The sequence below is a fragment of the Rhizobacter sp. P5_C2 genome (assembly GCF_054049715.1).
Genome location: NZ_JBFULV010000080.1, coordinates 1 through 23,307, shown reverse-complemented (window position 1 = coordinate 23,307; position 23,307 = coordinate 1). Strand labels below are relative to the sequence as shown.

The 23,307-nt window shown below is 68.1% G+C and carries 22 protein-coding genes; 15 read left to right on the top strand and 7 right to left on the bottom strand.

Annotated features, from left to right (window positions below; genetic code table 11):
- Nucleotides 1-19: 19 nt before the first annotated feature.
- Nucleotides 20-985, bottom strand: a complete 966-nt coding sequence (locus tag ACXJLU_RS24445; protein ID WP_457335458.1) for a LysR family transcriptional regulator — start codon at nucleotides 983-985, stop codon at nucleotides 20-22.
- A 127-nt stretch (nucleotides 986-1,112) separates the two neighbouring features.
- Here ACXJLU_RS24445 and ACXJLU_RS24440 point away from each other — a divergent pair, with 127 nt between their 5' ends.
- From ACXJLU_RS24440 to malZ, 3 genes are all read left to right on the top strand, one after another.
- A complete protein-coding gene (locus ACXJLU_RS24440) occupies nucleotides 1,113-1,715 on the top strand; it encodes an FMN-dependent NADH-azoreductase (RefSeq protein ID WP_457335456.1) in 603 nt (200 codons plus the stop codon).
- Between the two features lie 52 nt (nucleotides 1,716-1,767).
- Complete coding sequence (locus tag ACXJLU_RS24435; protein WP_457335454.1) at nucleotides 1,768-2,658, top strand: pirin family protein; 891 nt, start codon at nucleotides 1,768-1,770, stop codon at nucleotides 2,656-2,658.
- A gap of 125 nt (nucleotides 2,659-2,783) precedes the next feature.
- Nucleotides 2,784-4,607, top strand: coding sequence for a maltodextrin glucosidase (gene malZ, locus ACXJLU_RS24430; RefSeq protein ID WP_457335452.1), 1,824 nt, complete (start codon nucleotides 2,784-2,786; stop codon nucleotides 4,605-4,607).
- A gap of 3 nt (nucleotides 4,608-4,610) precedes the next feature.
- Here the strand turns inward: malZ and ACXJLU_RS24425 are convergent, their stop codons facing one another.
- The 3 genes from ACXJLU_RS24425 to ACXJLU_RS24415 form a co-directional block, all read right to left on the bottom strand.
- A complete protein-coding gene (locus ACXJLU_RS24425) occupies nucleotides 4,611-5,273 on the bottom strand; it encodes a DNA-3-methyladenine glycosylase I (RefSeq protein ID WP_457335450.1) in 663 nt (220 codons plus the stop codon).
- A 17-nt stretch (nucleotides 5,274-5,290) separates the two neighbouring features.
- Nucleotides 5,291-5,767: an SET domain-containing protein gene (locus tag ACXJLU_RS24420; protein ID WP_457335448.1), complete on the bottom strand. Its 477-nt coding sequence runs from the start codon at nucleotides 5,765-5,767 to the stop codon at nucleotides 5,291-5,293.
- Between the two features lie 133 nt (nucleotides 5,768-5,900).
- Nucleotides 5,901-6,455: a GNAT family N-acetyltransferase gene (locus ACXJLU_RS24415; protein ID WP_457335446.1), complete on the bottom strand. Its 555-nt coding sequence runs from the start codon at nucleotides 6,453-6,455 to the stop codon at nucleotides 5,901-5,903.
- A gap of 194 nt (nucleotides 6,456-6,649) precedes the next feature.
- Here ACXJLU_RS24415 and ACXJLU_RS24410 point away from each other — a divergent pair, with 194 nt between their 5' ends.
- Complete coding sequence (locus ACXJLU_RS24410) at nucleotides 6,650-6,916, top strand: hypothetical protein (protein WP_073467712.1); 267 nt, start codon at nucleotides 6,650-6,652, stop codon at nucleotides 6,914-6,916.
- A gap of 26 nt (nucleotides 6,917-6,942) precedes the next feature.
- On the opposite strand, the gene ACXJLU_RS24405 is transcribed toward ACXJLU_RS24410, so the two are convergent.
- Together ACXJLU_RS24405 and ACXJLU_RS24400 are read right to left on the bottom strand one after the other, a co-directional pair.
- Nucleotides 6,943-7,860: an SMP-30/gluconolactonase/LRE family protein gene (locus ACXJLU_RS24405; protein ID WP_457335443.1), complete on the bottom strand. Its 918-nt coding sequence runs from the start codon at nucleotides 7,858-7,860 to the stop codon at nucleotides 6,943-6,945.
- A 3-nt stretch (nucleotides 7,861-7,863) separates the two neighbouring features.
- Nucleotides 7,864-9,597 carry an IlvD/Edd family dehydratase gene (locus ACXJLU_RS24400; protein WP_073467710.1) on the bottom strand — a complete coding sequence of 578 codons (1,734 nt, stop codon included), beginning with the start codon at nucleotides 9,595-9,597 and terminating at the stop codon, nucleotides 7,864-7,866.
- 149 nt (nucleotides 9,598-9,746) lie between these two features.
- On the opposite strand from ACXJLU_RS24400, the gene ACXJLU_RS24395 reads away from it, so the two are divergent.
- Nucleotides 9,747-10,529 carry an SDR family NAD(P)-dependent oxidoreductase gene (locus tag ACXJLU_RS24395; RefSeq protein ID WP_073467709.1) on the top strand — a complete coding sequence of 261 codons (783 nt, stop codon included), beginning with the start codon at nucleotides 9,747-9,749 and terminating at the stop codon, nucleotides 10,527-10,529.
- Here ACXJLU_RS24395 and ACXJLU_RS24390 read toward each other — a convergent pair whose 3' ends face one another.
- Complete coding sequence (locus tag ACXJLU_RS24390; protein WP_073467708.1) at nucleotides 10,530-11,498, bottom strand: LysR family transcriptional regulator; 969 nt, start codon at nucleotides 11,496-11,498, stop codon at nucleotides 10,530-10,532.
- Between the two features lie 171 nt (nucleotides 11,499-11,669).
- Between ACXJLU_RS24390 and araD1 the strand changes: the two genes are divergently transcribed.
- The 10 genes from araD1 to ACXJLU_RS24340 all read left to right on the top strand — a co-directional run.
- Complete coding sequence (gene araD1, locus ACXJLU_RS24385; RefSeq protein ID WP_457335440.1) at nucleotides 11,670-12,671, top strand: AraD1 family protein; 1,002 nt, start codon at nucleotides 11,670-11,672, stop codon at nucleotides 12,669-12,671.
- A 13-nt stretch (nucleotides 12,672-12,684) separates the two neighbouring features.
- Nucleotides 12,685-14,121, top strand: coding sequence for an aldehyde dehydrogenase family protein (locus ACXJLU_RS24380; protein ID WP_073467706.1), 1,437 nt, complete (start codon nucleotides 12,685-12,687; stop codon nucleotides 14,119-14,121).
- A 106-nt stretch (nucleotides 14,122-14,227) separates the two neighbouring features.
- On the top strand, nucleotides 14,228-15,193 hold the full coding sequence (locus ACXJLU_RS24375; protein WP_143171708.1) for an ABC transporter substrate-binding protein: 966 nt from the start codon (nucleotides 14,228-14,230) through the stop codon (nucleotides 15,191-15,193).
- Nucleotides 15,194-15,319: 126 nt separating this feature from the next.
- Nucleotides 15,320-16,381 carry a multiple monosaccharide ABC transporter substrate-binding protein gene (gene chvE / locus ACXJLU_RS24370; RefSeq protein ID WP_457335472.1) on the top strand — a complete coding sequence of 354 codons (1,062 nt, stop codon included), beginning with the start codon at nucleotides 15,320-15,322 and terminating at the stop codon, nucleotides 16,379-16,381.
- A gap of 79 nt (nucleotides 16,382-16,460) precedes the next feature.
- A complete protein-coding gene (mmsA, locus tag ACXJLU_RS24365) occupies nucleotides 16,461-18,062 on the top strand; it encodes a multiple monosaccharide ABC transporter ATP-binding protein (protein WP_457335438.1) in 1,602 nt (533 codons plus the stop codon).
- Nucleotides 18,052-19,248: a multiple monosaccharide ABC transporter permease gene (gene mmsB / locus ACXJLU_RS24360; RefSeq protein WP_457335436.1), complete on the top strand. Its 1,197-nt coding sequence runs from the start codon at nucleotides 18,052-18,054 to the stop codon at nucleotides 19,246-19,248. The genes mmsA and mmsB overlap by 11 nt, the downstream gene beginning before the upstream one ends.
- 1 nt (nucleotide 19,249) lies before the next feature.
- On the top strand, nucleotides 19,250-20,761 hold the full coding sequence (locus ACXJLU_RS24355; RefSeq protein ID WP_457335434.1) for a sugar ABC transporter ATP-binding protein: 1,512 nt from the start codon (nucleotides 19,250-19,252) through the stop codon (nucleotides 20,759-20,761).
- Entirely contained in the window at nucleotides 20,758-21,798 is a 1,041-nt protein-coding gene (locus ACXJLU_RS24350; protein WP_073467701.1) for an ABC transporter permease, read from the top strand. Before ACXJLU_RS24355 ends, ACXJLU_RS24350 begins: the two co-directional genes overlap by 4 nt.
- The gene (gene yjfF / locus ACXJLU_RS24345; RefSeq protein WP_457335432.1) at nucleotides 21,795-22,814 is read left to right on the top strand and encodes a galactofuranose ABC transporter, permease protein YjfF; all 1,020 of its coding nucleotides are present in this window, start codon (nucleotides 21,795-21,797) and stop codon (nucleotides 22,812-22,814) included. The genes ACXJLU_RS24350 and yjfF overlap by 4 nt, the downstream gene beginning before the upstream one ends.
- Before the next feature lie 75 nt (nucleotides 22,815-22,889).
- The coding region (locus ACXJLU_RS24340) for a carbohydrate porin (RefSeq protein ID WP_457335430.1) at nucleotides 22,890-23,307 on the top strand (418 nt) is incomplete at its 3' end.

The window sequence follows — 23,307 nt, the reverse complement described above, 5'->3', positions numbered from 1 at the left end:
CCGTCGGTCTGCGCCTGGCTCAAGCGGCCGTGGCGGCGCGCCGGCCGCGGGCCACCTCCTGCCGCACCGCGTCGTCCGCGCGTTTGCATTCCGGGCCGGAGAAGGTGTTCGCCATCGCATCCAGCAGCACCCGCGTGCGCGCCGGCATCAGCCGCCGGCCGGGGAACACCGCCCAGGCGGTGACGTCGGGCAGCGACCACTCCGGCAGCACCGGCACCAACTCGCCGCTGCGCACGTACGGTATCGCGAAGTGGCTCGACACCACCGTCACGCCGGCGCCGGCGCGCGCCATGCGGATCAGCATCTCGGGTGAGTTCGCGGTCGCGCGGGCGGGCGGCGTTCCCTGCCATTGCGCGGCGCCGCGCTGCAGCGTCCACAGCGCCGGCTCGCCGCTGCGCGTCAGCAGGTGCAGCGCGTCATGCTCCATCAGCGCCTCGGGTTCGCTCGGCTCGCCGCGCCGCGCCAGGTAGGCCGGCGACGCGTACAGCCCGACCTGGAACACCGCGATCCGCCGTGCCGCCAGGCTCGCATCGTCGGGCAGGTCGCCCATGCGGATCGCCAGGTCGAAGTTCTCGCCGATCAGGTCGACGCGGCGCGGCGAGAGGTCGAGTTCCAGCGAGATCGCCGGGTAGCGGGTCAGGAACTCGGTCATCAGGTCGCCGAGCACGATGTTCGCGAAATCCGCCGGCATCGAGATGCGCAGCCGCCCGCTCGGCTCCACCTGCCGGTGCTGGGCCAGCGACGCGGTCGCCTCCACCTCGGCCAGCACCTGGTTCGCATGCTCCAGCACGCTGTGGCCGAAATCGGTGACGGTCAGCTTGCGCGTCGTGCGCAGCAGCAGCCGCTCGCCGAGCTGCGCCTCCAGCGCGGCCACCCGCCGCGACACGGTCGATTTCGGCAGCCCGGTGCGCTCGGCCGCGCGGCTGAAACTGCCTTCCTCGGCGACGCGGGCGAACAGCATCAGGTCATTGGCTTCGAGGCTCATCGGGGGCTCCACTGTCTCATCAGTGGAACAATATTACCCAATCCGATGGCTTCCGGTTGGATTGTGGGACACCTAGAGTTCATCCATCGATTCCCCCACTGAGATCCAACCGCTTTCGGAGCCCACCATGAACATCCTCCAGATCAACTCCAGCGCCCGCACCCAAGGTTCGCAATCGACCGTGCTGGCCAACGAACTGACCGCCCGCCTGCTGGCCGTGAACCCCGGCGCCAGCGTGAGGCTGCGCGACCTGGCCGTCACGCCGCAGCCGGTGCTCGACGAGGCTGCGCTGCACGCGCTGTTCACGCCGGTCGACGCCCGCACGCCGGCACAAGCCGAGCGCGCCGCGCTGGACGACGCGCTGATCGCCGAGATCCAGGCCGCCGATGCCGTCGTGCTGGGCGTGCCGATGTACAACTTCGGCGTGCCGGCGCAGCTGAAGAACTGGATCGACGCGATCGCGAAGGTGAAGGTGACCTTCGCGTACACCGACAAGGGCCCGCAAGGCCTGTTGACCGGCAAGAAGGTCTATGTCGCGCTGACCCGCGGCGGCCAGTACCGCAACACGCCGGCCGACACGCAGGTGCCGTACCTGAAGACCGTGCTGGGCTTCCTGGGCATGACCGACGTCGAGTTCTTCTACGCCGAAGGCCTGAACATGGGCCCGGACGCGGCCGAGAAGGGCCTGGCCTTCGCCCGTGCGCAGATCGACGAGGCCGTGCACGCCTGATCCGTTTCGAGTTCTCTTTCTGTTCTTTCCACCATCCACCAAGGAGTTCGACATGTCTTCCGCCACCACCGTCTTCCACCCCGTGACCGAGGCTGTCGCGCGCCCGCGCGAGCTGGAGCGCCTGGTGACGGGCCAGGCCACATCGGACGGGGCCGGCGTCAAGCTGACGCGGGTGCTGACGCAGCCGCTGCAGCGCCGGCTCGATCCGTTCCTGATGCTCGATGCCTTCGGCACCGACAACGCCGATGACTACGTCGGCGGCTTCCCGGACCATCCGCACCGCGGCTTCGAGACCGTCACGTACATGATCGCCGGGCGCATGCGCCACCGCGACAACGCCGGCCACGAAGGCCTGCTGCAGAACGGCGGCGTGCAATGGATGACGGCCGGGCGCGGCATCGTGCACTCGGAACTGCCCGAGCAGCAGGAGGGGCGCATGGAAGGCTTCCAGCTGTGGCTGAACCTGCCGGCCGACCGCAAGCTGGCCGACCCGTGGTACCGCGACATCCAGTCGGCCGAGATCCCGGAGTTCACGACCGGCGACGGCAGCACGGTGCGCGTGATCGCCGGCGAGTCGCACGGCGTGGCCGGCGCGATGCAGCGCGAGGTGACGCAGCCGCTGTACCTGGACGTGCACCTGGCGCCTGGTGCGCGCTTCGACCAGGTGCTGCCGGCGACGCACAACGCGTTCGTCTATGTGTACCGCGGCGAGGTCGAGGTGGGCGGGGCGAAGGTGGGTTCGCAGCGCATGGCGATCCTGAAGAACGGTGCCGAGCGTGATGGCATCGTGCTGCAGGCGGGTGATGCGCCGGCGAAGGCGCTGATCATCGCGGGCCGGCCGCTGAACGAGCCGATCGCGCAGTACGGTCCGTTCGTGATGAACACGCACGAGCAGATCTTCCAGGCGGTCGAGGACTACCGTTCTGGCAAGTTCGGCGGATGACCCACCCCCGAGGCGCTGCGCGCCTCCCCCTCAAGGGGGCGCCCCCAGTGGCCCGGCAAAGCCGGTTCCACGGGGGCCGCTGGGCTTGATACGCTCGTGCGTCGTTCTTGCATGAGCATTGCTCGATGTTCCTTCAACACCTGTCCCTCGCCCCGTGGGCCGAGCGCACCGATGCCGGCCTGCATCTCACGCTGCTCAGCGACACGCCGGACCTCGACGAGGTCCATGCGCGCTTCCTGCTCGACAACGAAGAGACTTGGCTGCCGCTGGCGCGCACGGCCGACATGGGCCGCTTCGCTTGCTTCGAGGCGACGATCCCGTGGTGCCCGACCGGGCCGACGACGCGCTACTGCTTTCGCGTGTTGCGCGACGGCGTGCCGCATTGGCTCGCCGCCACCGGCATGCAGCGGCGCGTGCCGAACGAGGCCCATCACTTCCGCATCGCCCGCGAGCCGCTGGTGCCGGCCTGGGCCCAGCAGCAGCTGATCTACCAGATCTTCCCCGACCGCTTCGCGCGCGGCCCCGATGCGCCGCGCGAGCGCCCGCCGCACGCCTTCGGCTACGACAAGGCGCCGGTGCATGCGCTCGAGTGGGACGCGCCGCTCGATGTGAAGCCGGCCTGGAGCGCGTTCTACGGTGGTGACCTCGCCGGCATCGGCGAGCGCCTCGGCCACCTGCAGGCGCTCGGCGTCACCACCGTCTACCTGACGCCGGTGTTCAGCTCCGGCAGCAACCACCGCTACGACACCGAGGACTACGACCACGTCGACGCGGGCCTCGGCGGCGACGCGGCGCTGGTCGCGCTGTCGCAGCAGGTGCATGCAAGCGGCCTGCGCCTGGTGCTCGACGCGGTGCTGAACCACACCGGCGCGAACCACCCGTGGTTCAACCGCTTCGCGCAGCACGAGCAACCCGGCGCGTGGCAATCACCCGATTCGCAATGGCACGGCTGGTACGCCCGCGATGCGCACGGCCGCCCGGTCTACTGGAAGGGCCATCAATCGCTGCCGGTGCTCGACTACGCGCACCCCGAGGTGCTGGACGCCTTCATCCGCGGCCCGCGCTCGGTGCTGCGCCGTTGGCTGCAGCCGCCGGTGTCGGCCGACGGCTGGCGGCTCGACGCGGTGCACATGCTGGGCGAGGGCCCGGGCGCCGGCAACAACGCCGCGATGCTGCGCGCGATGCGCGATGCGGTGCGCGACGAGAACCCCGAGGCCATCCTGGTCGGCGAGCACTTCAGCGAGGCGAGCAGCTGGCTGCAGGGCGACCAGGAAGATGCCGCGATGAACTACTGGGGCTTCACGCTGCCGCTGTGGCAGTGGCTGGCCGGCGTCGATTTCGGCGGGCGCGCGGCACCGATCGCGACGTCCGACCTGGTGGACTGGCTCGGTGAGTCGCGCGCGGTCGTGCCGCACGAGGTGGCCTTGGCGCAATGGAACGCGCTCGACAGCCACGACACGCAGCGCCTGTTCACGGTGCTCGGCGGCGACGAGGCGCTGCACGGCGTCGCGCTCGCACTGCAGTTCGGCTACCCCGGCGTGCCGTGCATCTACTACGGCGATGAGGTTGGTCTGGAGGGCGGCAACGATCCGGACAACCGGCGCTGCTTCGACTGGAGCGGCGCGAGCTGGCGCGGCGGGATTCTCGAGCGCGTGAAGCAGTTCGCAGCCTGGCGCCGCGATCGTGCCGAGCTGCGCGAGGGCGCCTGCATCACGCTGGCGCACGGCGACGACTGGATCGCGTTCGCGCGGGTCAACGCCACGGCCGTCACGCTGCTGGTGGTGAATCGTGGCGATGGCACCGAGGCCGTCGTGCCGCTCGACGCGTTGCCGTTCGACATCGCCCGCTGGACCTCTCCGAGCGGTCACACCTGGACGCCGGACGGCCGAGCGATCCGCCTGACGCTGTCTGCGCGCGATGCGGCTTGGCTGTGGAGCGTCGACGCCTGATGCTCAGCGCGCCGGCGGCGTCATCTCTGCCCGCGCCTTCAACGCCGCATCGCGCGACGCGCAGCCTTCGCGGTGGTCGTTCACCAAGCCCATCGCCTGCATGAACGCATAGACCGTGGTCGGCCCGACGAAGCTCCAGCCGCGCTTCTTCAGGTCCTTCGACATCGCGATCGCCTCCGCCGAGGTCGTCATCGCGATCAGTGCCTCGTGCGTCAGCTTTTTCGGCCGCGAGTGCGCCGCCGGCTCGTGGCCCCAGGCATACGCGGCAAGCGAGCCGAACTCGGCGCGCATCTCCAGCACCCGCTGCGCGTTGTTGATCGTCGATTCGATCTTGCCGCGGTGGCGCACGATGCCGGCGTCGCCCAGCAGCCGCTCGACGTCCTTCTGCGTGAAGCGCGCCACCTGCTCGGCCTCGAAGTTCGCAAAGCCGGCGCGAAAGGACTCGCGCTTGTTCAGGATCGTCAGCCAGCTCAGCCCGGCCTGGAAACCCTCGAGGCAGATCTTCTCGAACAGCCGCCGATCGTCGGTGACCGGGAAGCCCCATTCATGGTCGTGGTAGTGCTGGTAGCCGGGCGTCGCGCGGCACCAGTGGCAGCGGGGCACGCCGTCATCGGCGATGAACAGGCCGCGGCGTTCGGCCGCCTGGTGTTGTGCTGGGGTCGTCATGGGGTCGGGGCAGGGGGTCAGAGGGTTCCGGCACAGCCCGGCGCGCCGCAACGGCACGCGAGCCGGCCCAGGTGGTGCGAGCGGCCGTAGCCGACGGTCAGTTCCTCGCCGGGGTCGATGTCGCGCAGCGCATGGAACGCGACGCGGCCCTGTTGCAGCTTCAGCACCATGTTCGGCCGGCAGGAGTGGTTCGCGAAGCGCAGCGCGTCGGTCGACGCCGAGGCATCGATCGCGCGCCGCTCGGACACCTCGACGATCATGATGCGGGCCACGCCACGCGCGCGCCGACGGGCTTCGGCCACGCTGATCGGCTCGCCGCGCAGCTCGCCGATCTTGCGGCGCGCGGGGATGGCCTCGGCCGCGAACACGCCCTGGCCGTCGATCGGGCTCGGGCCGACCGCCAGCGCGAACTTCTGCGGGTCGGCCGGGATGCCGCTCAAGCGGGGCGGCGCGCTTGCGGGTTCGGGGGCGGCGAGTGTGCGCAGCTGGGGCATGGTGGGATTGTCGCAAGCAATCAAACCCCGTTCGCCCTGAGCTTGTCGAAGGGTTGGGCTGAGCCTGTCGAAGCCTTGTGCGATGCGAGCAGGCCCTTCGACAAGCTCAGGATGATCGGGCCCTTCGACAGGCTCAGGGCGAACGGAACTCGTCGCACAACAACCCGTGCAGTTCGACGTCATAGGTCGCGCCCTTGCCGACCCAGCGCTGGCGCAGCAGCCCTTCACGCGTGAAGCCGAGCGATTGCAGCAGCCGCACCGACGGCCGGTTCAGCGGATTGACCTCGGCTTCCAGGCGGCGCACGCCCATCGATCCGAACGCGACGCCGACCAGCGCGCCGACCGCCTCGCGCGCCAGGCCGCGGCCCCAGTGCGCGCGGCCCAGCACGTAGCCGAGTTCGGCGCGGGCGCTGCCCTCGTTGAAGTTGAACAGCAGGCCGGCGCCGATCACTGCCGCGTCGTCGCGCGACAGGATCACGAACTGCACCGCGTTGCCGGTCGCCTGGATGCCGGCGATGCGCTGGTACCAGGCGGTGGCGTCGTCGATCGAGCGCCAGGTCGCGTACGGCAGGAACTGCGTCACTGTGTCGTCGCCGTTGACGGCCATCAGGCCGGGCAGGTCGGCTTCGGTGATCTGCCGCACCACGAGGCGCGGTGTTTCGATCGGGGCAGGGGCTGTCAGCGGCATGCGCGCGATTCTGTCCCAGCCAACCTCGGCCCGGGTCACAAACCGACACGGCCGACTGCCGAACGCCTCTCGGCCTGGGCGTCGTGGCTGAAATTGGCAGGCGTTGCTGCCGCTTATCGCGGGCTTGCGGACGGGGTGCGGCCGGTACGCTTCATCCCATCGCTGCACCACTTGTCCGACACCGCCCCGACATCATGAACCGCTCGACCGCCCCGCAAGCCCTGACCATCCAGTTCCGTCCGCTGCCGTCCAACGACGCCATCGAATGGGAAGAGATGCCGAAGCTGGCCGTCCGTCGCACCGGTGAAGATCACGAGGGCGGCGCGGCGTGGAAGAACACGATGCCGGCCAGCCTGATGGACACCATCGCGCCGCCGAAGCCGTTCCGCGAAGCGCTCGACGGCCTGTCGATGCGCGAAGTCGACGAGCCGGAAATCTTCCAGCACTTCTTCGGCAAATGAGCTTCGGCAAGTAAGTCGGTAAAGAGTCAGCCTTCCCAGGCTGTCGCAGGGCGTCCGGAAACGTCGACCTCCACCGAAAACAGCGCGCCCGCCAACGGCTGCGCCGCCAGCTGCTCGTCACTCAACTCGAAGCGCGCGCTGGTGATGAACAGCGTGCGCAGCTCTGGCCCGCCGAACGCCACGTTGGTGATGTGGCTGGTCGGCAGCGCGATGCGCAGCAGTTCCTTCGCGCTGACCGGATCGTGGCAGGTCACGCAGGCCGCGCCCCAGTGCGCGATCCACAGGCGCCCGTCAGCGTCGGTCGTCATGCCATCGGGGTGGCCGTCGCCCTTGGCGAAGCGCAGCCACAGCCGCTGGTTCGAGATCGCCCCGGTGGCGGTGTCGAAGTCGAACGCATGGATGCGCTGCTCGGCCGTCTCGTTGAAATACATCGTGCGCCCGTCGAGCGACCAGGTCGGCCCGTTGGTCACCGCGAAGTGCGCGTCGAACACCTTCTCGCAGTGCCGCTTCGCGTCGAAGCGGTACAGCGAGCCGGTCGGCTCCTTGCAGCCGAAGTCCATCGTGCCGCCCCAGAAGCGGCCCTGCAGGTCGCACTTGCCGTCGTTGAAGCGGTTGCCCGGCAGATGGGCCTCGGGATCGAGCAGCTTCTGGACCCGCCCGGTGTCGGTGTCGAACAGCGCGAAGCCGCTGCGCAGCGTCACCAGCAGGCCGGGCGCTTCGGCGCGCTCGGCCAGCGCCGAGATCTCCTCGTCGAACGACCACTGCTCGCGGGACTCGGTGGCCGGGTGGTAGCGGTACAGCGTCTTGCCGAGGATGTCGACCCAGTACAGCGCCTGGCGCCGCGCCGACCACAGCGTGCCCTCGCCGAGCGTGGCGCCCGCGGGCCACAGCACGCGGGGTTCGGACAACAGCTTCGGCACGAGGGCGGGCGAGGGCAAGGTCATCGACTAGTGTGAATCGCGGGGCACTTCGGCACCGCTGCCGCCGACCAGGAAGTCCAGGTCGGCGCCCAGGTGGGCCTGCTGCACGTGCTCGACGTACAGCTTGTACCAGCCGCGCTTCGGCGGCTCGGGCGGCTGCCATTTTGCGCGCCGCGCGGCCAGCTCTTCGTCCGACACCTCCAGGTGCAGCCGGCGCTCGTGCACGTCGAGTTCGATCATGTCGCCGTCGCGCACCAGCGCCAGCGGGCCGCCGGCCGCCGCTTCCGGCGAGGTGTGCAGCACGACGGTGCCGTAGGCGGTGCCGCTCATGCGCGCATCCGAGATGCGGACCATGTCGGTGATGCCCTTCTGCAGCACCTTCGGCGGCAGCGGCATGTTGCCGACCTCGGCCATGCCGGGGTAGCCCTTCGGGCCGCAGTTCTTCAGCACCATCACGCAGTTCTCGTCGATGTCCAGCTCGGGATCGTCGATGCGGGCGTGGAAGTCCTCGATGGTCTCGAACACCACCGCGCGGCCGCGGTGCTTCAGCAGGTGGGCCGACGCGGCCGACGGCTTGATCACCGCGCCGTTCGGCGCCAGGTTGCCCTTCACCACCGCGATGCCGGCCGAGGCCATGAACGGCTCGGCCGGGGTCATGATGACCTCGCGGTTGTAGCAGGGGATGTTGGCGATGTTCTCGCCCAGCGTCTTGCCGTTGGCGGTCAGCGCGCCGGTGTGCAGCTTGTCGGTGATCTGCGTCAGCACCGCCGGCAGGCCGCCGGCGTAGTAGAAGTCCTCCATCAGGAACTTGCCCGAGGGCTGCAGGTTCACCAGGCAGGGCACGTCGGCACCGAGCTTGTCCCAGTCGTCCAGGTCGAGCTTGACGCCGATGCGCCCGGCGATCGCCATCAGGTGGATCACCGCGTTGGTCGAGCCGCCGATCGCGGCGTTGGTGCGCACCGCGTTCTCGAAGGCCTCGCGCGTCAGGATCTTCGACATGCGCAGGTCTTCCTTGACCATCTCGACGATGCGCCGGCCGGTCAGCTGCGCAAGCCGGTTGCGCCGCGTGTCGGCCGCGGGGATCGCCGCGTTCTCCGGCAGCGACATGCCGAGCGCCTCGACCATGCTGGCCATCGTCGACGCCGTGCCCATCGTCATGCAGCTGCCCTTGGAGCGGTGCATGCACGATTCGGCGGCGGTGAACTCGTCCATCGTCATCTCGCCGGCACGCACCATCTCGCTCATCTGCCACACGCCGGTGCCCGAGCCGATGTCCTTGCCGCGGAACTTGCCGTTCAGCATCGGCCCGCCCGACAGGCCGATGGTCGGCAGGTCGCAGCTGGCCGCGCCCATCATCAGCGACGGCGTGGTCTTGTCGCAGCCCATCAGCAGCACGACGCCGTCGATCGGGTTGCCGCGGATCGATTCCTCGACGTCCATGCTCGCGAGGTTGCGGAACAGCATCGCGGTCGGGCGCAGCTGCGTTTCGCCGAGCGACATCACCGGGAACTCGAGCGGGAAGCCACCGGCCTCGTAGACGCCGCGCTTGACGAACTCCGCCAGCTCGCGGAAGTGCCCGTTGCAGGGCGTCAGCTCGCTCCAGGTGTTGCAGATGCCGATGATCGGGCGGCCGTCGAGCAGGTCGTGCGGGTAGCCCTGGTTCTTCAGCCAGCTGCGGTGCACGAAGCCGTCGCGGTCCTGCTTGCCGAACCAGGCTTGGCTGCGCCGCTTCGGCGGAGCGGGCGGTTTCTTCGAATCCATGGGGTCTGTTGTCTCCGGAGGGCGGGTCTCGTCAGTTGTCGTACGAGGCTCTTGACGCGGCGGATCGTATCAAGGCACATTGATAATAGAAAAATAATTAAATTCGCTTCTCACATACCCGAATTGCAATAGATCAAGGACAAACCCCCATGGCAAGTGCCACGACAAGCACTCTGGCGACCTTCCCCAGCCTGCGCGGACGCCGCGTTTTCATCACCGGCGGAGGCACCGGCATCGGCGCGGCCATCGTCAGCGCGTTCGCGGAGCAGGGCGCGCAGGTGGCGTTCGTCGATGTCGCCGAGGCGGCCAGCCGCGAGCTGGTGCAGCAGGTCGAGGCAGCAGGGCATCCGGCGCCGTGGTTCCGGCCCTGCGACGTGCGCGACGTGCCGGCGCTGCAGAAGACGATCGCCGAGGCCGAAGCGGCGCTCGGCGACTTCGCGGTGCTGGTCAACAACGTGGCCAGCGACGACCGCCACACACTGGAGTCGGTGACGCCGGAGTACTACGACCAGCGCATGTCGATCAACGAGCGGCCGGCGTTCTTCGCGATCCAGGCGGTGGTGCCGGGGATGAAGCGGCTGGGCTTCGGCTCGGTGATCAATTTCGGCTCGACCGGCTGGCAGACCAAGGACGGCGCCTATCCCTGCTACGCCATCGCGAAGTCGGCGGTGAACGGGCTGACGCGCGGGCTGGCCAAGCCGCTGGGCGAGCACCGGATCCGCGTCAACACGGTGTCGCCGGGCTGGGTGATGACCGAGCGGCAGGTGAAGCTGTGGTTCACCGCCGAGAGCGAGCAGGTGCTGAAGCGCAACCAGTGCCTGCCGGACAAGCTGCAGCCCGGCGACGTGGCGCGGATGGTGTTGTTCCTGGCGGCGGACGACAGTGCGATGTGCACCGCGCAGGAGTTCAAGGTGGATGCCGGCTGGTCCTGATCACGCTTCGGCGCCGAGGTCGAACTTGGCGCCGTAGACGGTGACCGCCGTCGTCTTCAGCGCCTTCAGCATCACCTTCGCCGCCGGCGACAGCAGCCGGTCGGTGCGGGTGATGATGCCGAACGCATCCATCTGGCAGGGCAGCGCGATCGGCAGCATCGACACGATGCCGTGCGCCGCGTAGTAGCGCGCCACGTCGGTCGCCACCACCGCGATCATGTCGCTCTGTTGCAGCATCTTCGTCATGAACAGCAGCGCCGAGGTCTCGATCACGTTCATCGGCGCCTCCAGCCCGTCTTCCTGGAACATCAGGTCGAAGCGGTGCCGCAGCACGCTGCCGCTGGGCGACACGATCCAGCCGGCGCTCACCACGTCGCGCAGCCCCAGGTGCGCCACCGACAGCAGCGGGTGCCCCGGCCGTGTGATCGCGCACACCGGCTCCTCGGTCAGCGTCTCGTAGCGCAGGTCGGTCTTGTCGTGCTGCGCGAACAGCCGCGCCACCAGCATGTCGAGCTTGCCCTGCGCCAGCCGCTCGAGCAGCACGTCGCTGGTCTCGATCTGCACGCCGATGCGCAGGCTCGGGTGCGACTGCTTCACCAGCGCCACCGCCGGCGGCAGCAGCACCAGCCCGGGCGCGGTGATCGCGCCGACGCTGACCTGCCCGAAACGCCCGGCCTTGATCGCCTCCAGCTCGTCGTGCGCCTGGTTCAGGCTGCTGAGCGCAACCCGCGCGTGGCGGATCATCGTCTCGCCGTACCAGGTGGGCCGCATGCCGCGTGGCAGCCGCTCGAACAGCGGCACCTCGAGCACGTCCTCCAGGTCCTTCAGCAGCTTCGACGCGGCCGGCTGCGTCATGTTGAGCACCTGGGCCGCGCGGTGGATGTTGCCCTCTTCGTCGAGCGCCACCAGCAGCAACAGCTGCCGCGTCTTCAGGCGGGCGCGGATGAACCAGTGGGTGTAGTTCGTCATGCGAGGGCGCTGTCTCAATGGGCGCCTTCGAGGACGCCACTAGGGGTTTTTATCGATGCCGGATCGTATATGTGTTTTCGGCAAATAACTATTAGAAAGTTATAGCTCACCTCATTAGGATGCGGCACCTTCACCCGAGCCTCGCTCGCCAGACCGGGAACCGACTGCCCCATGAGACTGATCCAGTTCCTCGCCGACAACGGCACGCAGCATGTGGGTTGCGTCGCGGACGACGGCTGTTCGGTCCGCGCGGTCGGCGGTTTCGTCAGCAGCTATGAACTGGCGCTGGCGGCGATCGCGCGCCGGGTATCGGTCGACGTGCTGGCGCAGCCGGCCCTCACCGGCGAGGCGCTGCCCTACGACGCACTGCTGCGCGAGCAGCGCGTGCTGACGCCGCTGGCGCACCCCGATGTCGCGCACTGCCTCGTCACCGGCACCGGCCTGACGCACACCGGCAGCGCGTCGGCGCGCGACGCGATGCACCAGAAGCTGTCGGCCGGCGAGGAATCGTTGTCGGATTCGATGCGCATCTTCAAGTGGGGCATGGACGGCGGCCGCCCGGCCGACGGCCAGCCCGGCGTGCAGCCCGAGTGGTTCTACAAGGGCAACGGCAGCATCGTCGCGGCACCGGGCGCGCCGCTCGCGATGCCCGATTTCGCGCTCGACGGCGGCGAGGAGCCCGAGCTGGTCGGCCTGTACGTGATCGGCCCCGATGGCCAGCCGTACCGCATGGGTTACGCGATCGGCAACGAATTCTCCGACCACGTCACCGAGCGCCAGAACTACCTCTACCTGGCCCATTCGAAGCTGCGCGTCTGCGCGATCGGTCCCGAGCTGCGCAGCGGCGCGTTGCCGGCGCACCTCGAAGGCACGAGCCGCATCCGGCGCGGCAACGAGATCCGCTGGGAGAAGCCCTTCCTGACCGGCGAGGCCAACATGTGCCATTCGCTGGCCAACCTCGAATACCACCACTTCAAGTACGCGGCGCACCGCCAGCCGGGCGACGTGCACCTGCACTTCTTCGGCACCGCGACGCTCAGCTTCAGCGACAACCTCCGCGTCGAGCCGGGCGACCGCTTCGAGATCGACCTGCCGGCGCTCGGCGCGCCGCTCGTGAACCCGCTCGCACTGGTCGACCGCGGCTTCGCGATCGGCGGCGTGCGCGCCCTCTGACCCGGTGCGAGCCATGGCGCAAAGCTACAAGAACTACATCAACGGCCGCTGGGAGACCGGTGTCACGACCGGCATGAGCAGCAACCCGTCCGACCTGGACGAGGTGGTGGCCGAGTACGCCCGCGCCGACGGCAACCAGGCCGAGGTCGCGATCCGCGCCGCGGCCGATGCCGCGCCGGCCTGGGGCCTGAGCACGCCGCAGCGCCGTGCCGATGCGCTCGACCAGATCGGCAGCGAGATCCTCGCCCGCAAGGACGAACTCGGCCAGCTGCTGGCGCGCGAGGAAGGCAAGACCCTGCCGGAGGCGATCGGCGAGGCCGCGCGCGCCGGCAACATCTTCAAGTTCTTCGCCGGCGAGGCGCTGCGCGCGGCCGGCGAGCACCTGCCGTCGGTGCGGCCGGGCGTCGAGGTCGACATCACGCGCGAACCGGTCGGCGTGGTCGGCATCATCGCGCCGTGGAATTTCCCGCTCGCGATTCCCGCATGGAAGATCGCGCCGGCGCTGGCCTACGGCAACAGCGTCGTCTTCAAGCCGGCCGAGCTGGTGCCGGCCTGCGCTGCCGCGCTGGCCGAGATCATCAGCCGGGCCGGTTTGCCGGCGGGCGTGTTCAACCTGGTGATGGGCAGCGGCCGCCAGGTCGGCCAGGCGATGGTCGACAGCCCGCTGGTCGATGCGATCAGCTTCACCGGCTCGGTGGGCACCGGCGAGCAGATCCTGAAGGCCGCCACCGCACGGCGTGCCAAGGTGCAACTCGAGATGGGCGGGAAAAACCCGCTGGTGGTGCTGGCCGACGCCGACCTCGACCAGGCCGTCGAATGCGCGGTGCAGGGTGCGTTCTTCTCGACCGGCCAGCGCTGCACCGCGTCGAGCCGGATCATCGTCGACGCGACGGTGCACGACCGCTTCGTCACGAAGATGCGCCAGCGCACGCTCGCGCTGAAGGTCGGCCATGCGCTGGAGCGCGGCATCGACATCGGCCCGGTGGTCGACCGCAGCCAGCTCGACACCAACCTCAGCTATCTGGAGATCGCGCGCAACGAAGGCGCCGAACTCGTCACCGGCGGCGAACTGCTGCAGCGCGCGACGCGCGGGCACTTCATGGCACCGGCGCTGCTGCTCGCGCAGCCGCAGCACCGCGTGGCGCGCGAGGAAATCTTCGGGCCGGTCGCCTGCGTGCTGAAGGCCGACGGCTTCGAGCATGCCGTCGCGCTCGCCAACGACACGCCGTTCGGCCTGTGCGCCGGCGTCGTCACCCAATCGCTGAAGCTCTCGACCCAGTTCAAGCGGCAGGCCAAGGTCGGCATGGTGATGGTCAACCTGCCGACCGCCGGCGTCGACTACCACGTGCCGTTCGGCGGCCGCAAGGGGTCGAGCCACGGCCCGCGCGAGCAGGGCCGCTACGCCGCAGAGTTCTACACCACGGTCAAGACGGCGTACACGCTGGCTTGAAGACAGAGGAGTTCCACCCCACGCCTGAGCTTCACCGCCCTAGCGCTTTGATGCGGCACCTACAAAGCCGCGCGTTTTTCATGCCACCCACCAAGAGGAGACAACCGTGAAATTCCAAAGACGTACCCTGTTCGCAGCGATGGCTGCGGCATCCCTGGCCGCGGCCCTGCCGTTCAAGGCCTTCGCGCAGAAGAAGATCGTGCTCGGCTTCAGCCAGATCGGCGCCGAGAGCGAATGGCGCACCGCCAACAGCGAGTCGATCAAGTCGTCCGCGAAGGAAGCCGGCATCGACCTGAAGTTCTCCGACGCGCAACAGAAGCAGGAGAACCAGATCAAGGCCATCCGCAGCTTCATCGCGCAGAAGGTCGACGTGATCGCGTTCTCGCCGGTCGTCGAATCGGGCTGGGGCACGGTGCTGCGCGAGGCCAAGGCCGCCAAGATCCCGGTGATCCTGTCGGACCGCGCGGTCGACGAGAAGGACGACAGCCTGTGGGTCGCCTTCATGGGCTCCGACTTCGTCGAGGAAGGCCGCCGCGCCGGCCGCTGGCTGGTCGAGAAGATGAAGGGCGTGCAGAGCGACGTGAACATCGTCGAACTGCAGGGCACCGTCGGCTCCGCCCCGGCGATCGATCGCAAGAAGGGCTTCGAGGAAATCATCAAGGCCGATCCGAAGTTCAAGATCATCCGCTCGCAGACTGGCGACTTCACCCGTGCCAAGGGCAAGGAAGTGATGGAAGCCTTCCTGAAGGCCGAGGGCAAGAAGATCAATGTGCTTTACGCGCACAACGACGACATGGCCATCGGCGCGATCCAGGCGATCGAGGAAGCCGGCCTGAAGCCCGCGAAGGACATTGTGATCATCTCGATCGACGCCGTGAAGGGTGCCTTCGAGGCCATGATTGCCGGCAAGCTGAACGTGACGGTCGAATGCAGCCCGCTGCTCGGCCCGCAGCTGATGCAGGCCGCCAAGGACCTGGTGGCCGGCAAGACCATCCCGAAGCGCATCGTGACGCAGGAAGGCGTCTTCCCGATGGAAGTCGCTGCCAAGGAATTCCCCAATCGCAAGTATTGAGCGATGGGGTGAGACTGGGCTTCGCAGTGAACCGCGAAGCCTGCCGGAGCAGGCCGCGCTCCGGCCGCCGCCCAGTGGAGCGGCGATGACGAACCCCCCATGAATGGAGACAGAGAAGTGAAAACCATCCGTACGATCCTGGCCACGCTGGCCACTTTTGCAGCCGTGGCCATTGCGCCGCTGGCCGTCCACGCGCAGGACAAGGGTCCGATCGCGATCTCGATGCCGACGAAATCGTCCGCACGCTGGATCGCCGACGGCGCCAACATGGTCAAGTACCTCCAGGAAAAGGGCTACAAGACCGACCTGCAGTACGCCGAGGACGACATCCCGAACCAGCTGGCGCAGATCGAGAACATGGTCACCAAGGGCGCCAAGGTGCTGGTGATCGCCGCGATCGACGGCACGACCCTCACCGACGTGCTGCAGAAGGCTGCCGACAAGGGTGTCAAGGTCATCGCCTATGACCGCCTGATCAAGGGCTCGAAGAACGTCGACTACTACGCCACCTTCGACAACTTCCAGGTCGGCGTGCTGCAAGCCAGCTACATCGAGCAGAAGCTCGGCCTGAAGAGCGGCAAGGGCCCGTTCAACATCGAGCTGTTCGGCGGCTCGGCCGACGACAACAACGCGTTCTTCTTCTACAACGGCGCGATGTCGGTGCTGGATCCGTACATCAAGAGCGGCAAGCTGGTGGTTCGCAGCAAGCAGGTCGGCATGGACAAGGTCGCCACGCTGCGCTGGGACGGCGCCGTCGCCCAGGCCCGCATGGACAACCTGCTGAGCGCCTACTACTCGGGCGCCCATGTCGACGCCGTGCTGTCGCCGTACGACGGCCTGTCGATCGGGATCATCTCGTCGCTGAAGGGTGTCGGCTACGGCACCCCGAAGCTGCCGATGCCGGTGATCACCGGCCAGGACGCCGAGGTGCAGTCGGTCAAGTCGATCCAGAAGGGCGAGCAGACCTCGACGATCTTCAAGGACACGCGTGAACTGGCCAAGGTCACGGTCGGCATGGTCGACGCGGTGCTGGGCGGCAAGAAGCCCGAGATCAACGACACCAAGACCTACAACAACGGCGTGAAGATCGTGCCCTCGTACCTGCTGAAGCCGGTCAGTGTCGACGCGAGCAACTGGAAGCAGGTGCTGGTCGGCAGCGGCTATTACACCGAAGCGCAAGTCAAGTAATTTCAAGCGCAAGCGGCTTGGGTCCTGCGCACTGGCGCAGGACCTTTTTTGCAGTCGGAGAGAGCACGAGGGACTACGGATGGATGCCATCCTGGAGATGCGCGGCATCACCAAGAAATTCCACGGCGTGACCGCCCTGAACGACGTCAACCTCGTCGTGCGCCAGGGCGAGATCCATGCCGTGGTCGGCGAGAACGGCGCCGGCAAGTCGACGCTGATGAAGGTGCTGAGCGGGGTCTACCCGCACGACTCCTACACCGGCGAGATCCATTACCAGGGCGAGCTGCGCAAGTTCGCCGGCATCTCCGACAGCGAGAAGCTCGGGATCATCATCATCCACCAGGAGCTCGCGCTGGTGCCGCTGCTGTCGATCGCCGAGAACATCTTCCTCGGCAACGAACGCGCGAAGCTGGGCGTGATCGACTGGTTCGAGTCGCACCGCCGCACGCACGAGCTGCTGGAGAAGGTCGGCCTGAAGGAATCGCCGTCGACGCTGATCACCAACCTGGGTGTCGGCAAGCAGCAGCTGATCGAGATCGCGAAGGCCTTGTCGAAGGAGGTCAAGCTGTTGATCCTCGACGAGCCGACCGCGAGCCTGAACGAGAGCGACAGCAATGCGCTGCTCGAGCTGCTGCTCGAGCTGAAGGCGCAGGGCATCTCGGCGATCCTGATCTCGCACAAGCTGAACGAGGTCTCGAAGGTCGCCGATTCGATCACCGTGCTGCGCGACGGCGGCACCGTCGAGACGATGGACTGCCGGGCCGAGGCGATCAGCGAAGACCGCATCATCCGCAACATGGTCGGCCGCGAGATGGCCGACCGCTACCCGAAGCGCACGCCGCAGATCGGCGACACCGTGTTCGAGGTGCGCGACTGGAAGGTGCACCACCAGGTGCACGCCGACCGGCTGGTCGTGAAGGGCGTGAACCTGAACGTGCGACGCGGCGAGATCGTCGGCATTGCCGGCCTGATGGGCGCCGGGCGCACCGAACTCGCGATGAGTGTGTTCGGCCGCTCCTACGGCCAGCGCATCAGCGGCGAGGTGCGCATGCACGGCGAGGTGATCGACGTGTCGACGGTGCAGAAGGCGATCCGCCACCGCATCGCCTACGTCACCGAGGACCGCAAGGGCTTGGGCCTGGTGCTCGGCGAGGACATCAAGAAGAACACCACGCTCGCGAACCTGCCGGCGGTGTCGCGCTTCGGCGTGATCGACGACGGCCGCGAATTCAACGTGGCGAGCGATTTCCGGCGCCGGCTGAACACGCGCTCGTCGAGCGTCTACCAGCCGGTCGTGAACCTGTCGGGCGGCAACCAGCAGAAGGTGGTGCTGAGCAAGTGGCTGTTCTCGCAACCGGAGCTGCTGATCCTCGACGAGCCGACGCGCGGCATCGACGTCGGTGCCAAGTACGAGATCTACACCATCATCGACGCGCTGGCGGCCGAGGGCAAATGCATCCTGATGATCTCGTCGGAGATGCCCGAGCTGCTGGGCATGTGCGACCGCATCTACGTGATGAACGAAGGCCGCTTCGTCGGCGAGTTCCCGGCGGCCGAGGCGTCGCAGGAGCGGATCATGCGCGCCATCATGAAGGCCGGCTCGCACGACGGCATGGACGCGCCACCGAAGCTGGACACTGAACACGGCCCCCTGGCCGGAGAGACGAAACATGGCAACTGACATCGCCGCGGCGGCCCCCGTGCCGCCCAAGGAGTACCGCGGCTTCCTGAAGAACAACGTGCGCGAGTACGGCATGCTGCTGTCGCTGGTCGCGATCATGGGGCTGTTCCAGTACCTGACCGACGGCACGCTGATGAAGCCGCTGAACCTGACCAACCTGGTGCTGCAGAACAGCTACATCGTCATCATGGCGCTGGGCATGCTGCTGGTGATCGTGGCCGGGCACATCGACCTGTCGGTCGGCTCGGTGGCCGGCTTCATCGGCGCGCTGGCCGCGGTGATGATGGTGAACTACGAGATCCACTGGGTCTGGGCCATCCTTGGCTGCCTGGTGGTGGGCGGCATGATCGGCGCCGCGCAGGGCTGGTTCGTCGCGTACTTCCGGATCCCGTCGTTCATCGTCACGCTGGCCGGGATGCTGGTGTTCAAGGGGCTGGCGCTCGCGCTGCTGCAGGGCCAGTCGGTCGGGCCGTTCCCGGTCGAGTTCCAGCGCCTGAGCTCGGGCTTCATCCCCGACCTGTTCGCCGGAGCCGAGCTGCGGCTGACCTCGCTGCTGCTGGGCGTGATCACGGTGCTGGTGATGGTGGTGCTGAAGGTGCGCGGGCGCATCGCGCAGACCCGCCACGGCATGGAAGAAGAGCCGTACCCGTTCTTCCTCGCGAAGACGGCGGCGTTCGCCGCGGTGATCCTGCTCTTCAGCTACCTGCTGGCCTCGTACCGCGGGCTGCCGAACGTGCTGATCATCATGGTGCTGCTGATGGTGGCCTACGACTTCGTCACGCGGCGCAGCACGATTGGCCGGCGCATCTATGCGCTCGGCGGCAACGAGAAGGCGGCCAAGCTGTCGGGCATCAAGACCGAGCGGCTGTCGTTCTACACCTTCGTCAACATGGGCGTGCTGGCGGCGCTGGCCGGGCTGGTGTTCGCGGCGCGGCTGAACACCGCGACGCCGAAGGCCGGCGTCGGCTTCGAGCTCGACGTGATCGCGGCCTGCTTCATCGGCGGCGCATCGGCTTCGGGCGGCGTCGGCAAGGTGATGGGCGCGGTGATCGGCGCGTTCGTGATGGGCGTGATGAACAACGGCATGTCGATCATGGGCATCGGCATCGACTACCAGCAGGTCATCAAGGGCCTCGTGTTGCTGGCCGCCGTGTTCCTCGACGTCTACAACAAGAACAAGGCCTGACATGAGCGCCACGTCGCCGGTGCTGGAGCTTCGCGGCGTCAGCAAGCAGTTCCTCGGCGTGCGCGCGCTGACGAACGTCGGCCTGCGGCTGTTCCCGGGCGAGGTGCATGCGCTGATGGGCCAGAACGGCGCCGGCAAGTCGACGCTGATCAAGGTGCTGACCGGCGTGCACGCGGCCGATGCCGGCGAGTTCACGCTGGCCGGCGCGCCGATCCGACCGACCACGCCGCAGCAGGCGCAGCAGCTGGGCATCAGCACCGTCTACCAGGAGGTGAACCTCTGCACCAACCTGTCGGTGGCAGAGAATATCTTCGCGGGGCGCTACCCGCGCAAGGGCGCGCGCGGCGGCTGGCGCATCGACTGGGCGCGCATGAATGCGCAGGCGCGCGAACTGCTGACGCGGCTGAACCTCGACATCGACGTGACGCGCGGCCTGGCCACCTACTCGGTGGCGGTGCAGCAGATGGTGTCGATCGCCCGCGCGCTGAGCGTCGAGGCGAAGGTGCTGATCCTCGACGAGCCGACCTCCAGCCTCGACGAGGACGAGGTCAAGCGCCTGTTCGGCGTGCTGCGCCAGTTGCGCGGCGAGGGCCTCGCGATCCTGTTCGTGACCCACTTCCTCGAGCAGGTGTATGCGATCTCCGACCGCATCACGGTGCTGCGCAACGGCGAGTTCGTCTGCGAGAAGCCGGCCGCCGAGCTGAACGCGCCGGCGCTGATCACCGCGATGATCGGCCGCGAGCTGGCCAGCCAGTCGGGTGCCGCGCCGAGCGCGCGCCCGCACGACGGCCAGCCCCTGCTGCGCGCCCAGGGCCTCGGCCAGCAGGGCCAGCTGCAGCCGGTCGACCTCGACCTGTACCCCGGCGAGGTGCTGGGCCTGGGCGGGCTGCTCGGCTCCGGCCGCACCGAACTCGCGCGGCTGCTGTTCGGCCTGGCCGCGAACGACCAGGGCACGTTGCAGGTCGACGGCCAGCCGGTGCAGCTGCACAGCCCGGCCGACGCGGTGCGCCACGGCATCGGCCTGTGCCCGGAAGACCGCAAGACCGACGGCATCGTCGCCGAGCTGTCGGTGCGCGAGAACATCGCGCTCGCGCTGCAGGCCCGCCACGGCCTGGCGAAGACGCTGTCGCGCGAGCAGCAGGCCGAGATGGCCGAGCGCTTCGTGAAGGCGCTGGGCATCAAGACCGCGAGCATCGAGACGCCGATCGGCCTGCTGTCGGGCGGCAACCAGCAGAAGGCGATGCTCGCGCGCTGGCTTGCGACCGAGCCGCGGTTGCTGATCCTCGACGAGCCGACGCGCGGCATCGACGTCGCCGCCAAGCAGGAGATCATGGACGAGATCCTGCGGCTCGCGCAGCAAGGCATGTCGGTGCTGTTCATCTCGTCGGAGATGAGCGAGGTCGTGCGCGTCTCGCACCGCATCGCGGTGCTGCGCGATCGCCGCAAGGTTGCCGAGCTGCCGGCCGGCAGCAGCGAGCAGGCGGTCTACCACGTGATTGCGGCGCAGGCATGAGCGCCCTCTTCAAACACCGCCTCGCGTGGCCGCTGGTCACGCTGCTGCTGCTGCTGACGCTGAACGCCGCGTTCAACAGCAGCTTCCTGCACCTCGAATGGCGCGACGGCCACCTGTACGGCAGCCTGGTCGACATCCTGAACCGCGCGGCGCCGCTGATGCTGGTGTCGCTCGGCATGACGCTGGTGATCGCGACGCGCGGCATCGACATCTCGGTCGGCGCGGTGGTGGCCATTGCCGCGGCCATCGCGGCCTGGATGATCGGCGGCTCGCTGGTGATCGTCGACGGCGTGGCCACGCATGCGAGCCGCTTCCCGATGTGGGCGGCGATCGCAGGCGCGCTCGGCGTCGCGCTGGTGTGCGGGCTGTGGAACGGCGTGCTGGTCGCGCGCGTCGGCATGCAGCCGATCATCGCGACGCTGATCCTGATGGTGGCCGGCCGCGGCATCGCGCAGCTGATCACCGGCGGGCAGATCATCACGATCTACTACGGGCCGTATTTCTTCCTCGGCAGCGGCTACCTGCTCGGGTTGCCGTTCTCGCTGTTCATCGCCGCGGCGGTGTTTGTGCTGCTGTGGTGGGTGACCACGCGCACCGCGCTCGGGCTGTTCATCCAGGCAGTCGGCGTGAACCCGTCGGCCGCGCGCGTGGCCGGCGTGCGGGCGCGCCGCATCACGGTGTGGGTGTATGCCTTCTGCGGGCTGTGCGCCGGTGCGGCCGGGTTGATCGTCAGCTCGAACGTCAAGAGCGCCGACGGCAACAACGCCGGCCAGCTGATGGAGCTGGACGCGATCCTCGCGGTGACGCTGGGCGGCACCGCGCTGACCGGCGGCCGCTTCAGCCTGGCCGGCAGCGTGATCGGCGCGCTGATCATCCAGACGCTCACCTACGCGATCTACTCGCTGGGCGTGCCGCCCGAGGTGAACCTGGTCGTCAAGGCCGGCGTGGTGTTCGCGGTGATGCTGCTGCAGTCGCCGGAGTTCCGGCAGAGCCTGCGGGCGCTGGTGCAGCGGCCCGTGCCGGGAGCGAAGGCATGAACACGCACGTGCAACCGATGGCCTCCAGCACAGCCCCCGCACCAGCGAAGCGCCTGCGCCTCGATCCGAAGTTCATCCCGCTGGCGGCGACGGTCTCGCTGTTCCTCGTGATGGCGATCCTCGGCTCGGTGCTCTACACCGGCTTCTTCTCGGCCCAGGTGTTCCTGAACCTGCTGATCGACAACGCCTTCCTGTGCATCGTCGCGGTCGGCATGACCTTCGTGATCCTGTCGGGCGGCATCGATCTGTCGGTGGGCTCGGTGATCGCGCTGACGACGATGGTGTCGGCCTCGCTGGTCGAGAAGCACGGCTGGAGCCCGGCCGTGGTGCTCCCGCTGGTGCTGCTGATGGGCACCGGCTTCGGCGCGCTGCAGGGCGTGCTGATCCAGCGCTTCCGGTTGCAGCCCTTCATCGTGACGCTGGCCGGCATGTTCCTCGCGCGCGGGCTGTGCTACCTGATCAGCATCGATTCGGTCAGCATCACGAACCCGTTCTACACCGAGGTCTCGCAGCTGCGCGTGCCGCTGTGGGAGGGCGCCGAGCTGTCGGTCAGCGCGATCATCGCGCTCGCCGTCGTGGTGCTGGCGGTGTTCGTCGCGCACTACACGCAGTTCGGCCGCACGGTGTACGCGATCGGCGGCAACGAACATTCGGCGGTGCTGATGGGCCTGCCGGTGCGCAGCACGCTGATCGGCGTCTACACCGTCAGCGGTTTCTGCTCGGCGCTGGCCGGCGTGGTGTTCACCTTCTACATGCTGTCGGGCTACGGCCTGCACGCGGTCGGGCTGGAGCTGGACGCGATCGCGGCGGTCGTGATCGGCGGCACCTTGCTCACCGGCGGCGTCGGCTATGTGCTGGGCACGCTGTTCGGCGTGCTGATGCTCGGGATCATCCAGACGCTGATCATGTTCGACGGCAGCCTGAGCTCATGGTGGACCCGCATCGTGATCGGCGGGCTGCTGTTCGTGTTCTGCCTGCTGCAACGCGTTTTCGAATCGGGCCGCAAGCGCGGCTGACGCACCCCGTTCCCTCTGCAGGGCTCCCCCAGGTCCTGTGTTCTACCTGTGCATCCAAAAACCAAGGAGACTTCCGTGAAGACATTCCCCCACCGCCAGACCGTGCTCGCCCTGGCTGCCGCCGCAGCCAGCGTGTTGAGTGCCACCTCTGCACAAGCCGTCGATTGGGGCGGTTATTTCCGAACGGGCCCGGGCGCGACGTCGAAAGACTCGTCGCGGGCGTGCTACGGGCTGTCGGGCCAGGGCATGAAGTACCGGCTGGGCAACGAGTGCGACCTGTACGGCGAGTTCCTGCTGAGCCAGGGGTTCAAGGCGGACGGCGTGGACTACAAGGCCGCGCTGATGACGAACCTGTTCAGCCCCGGCTCGGACACGGGCGCAGTGGATCGCGGGGCGACGGGCCAGGACGCGAAGAACCAGTCGCTGGACCACAGCAAGCTGGGCATCAACCAGATCTACGTGGAAGGCAAGGGCTTCGACATCCTGCCCGAAG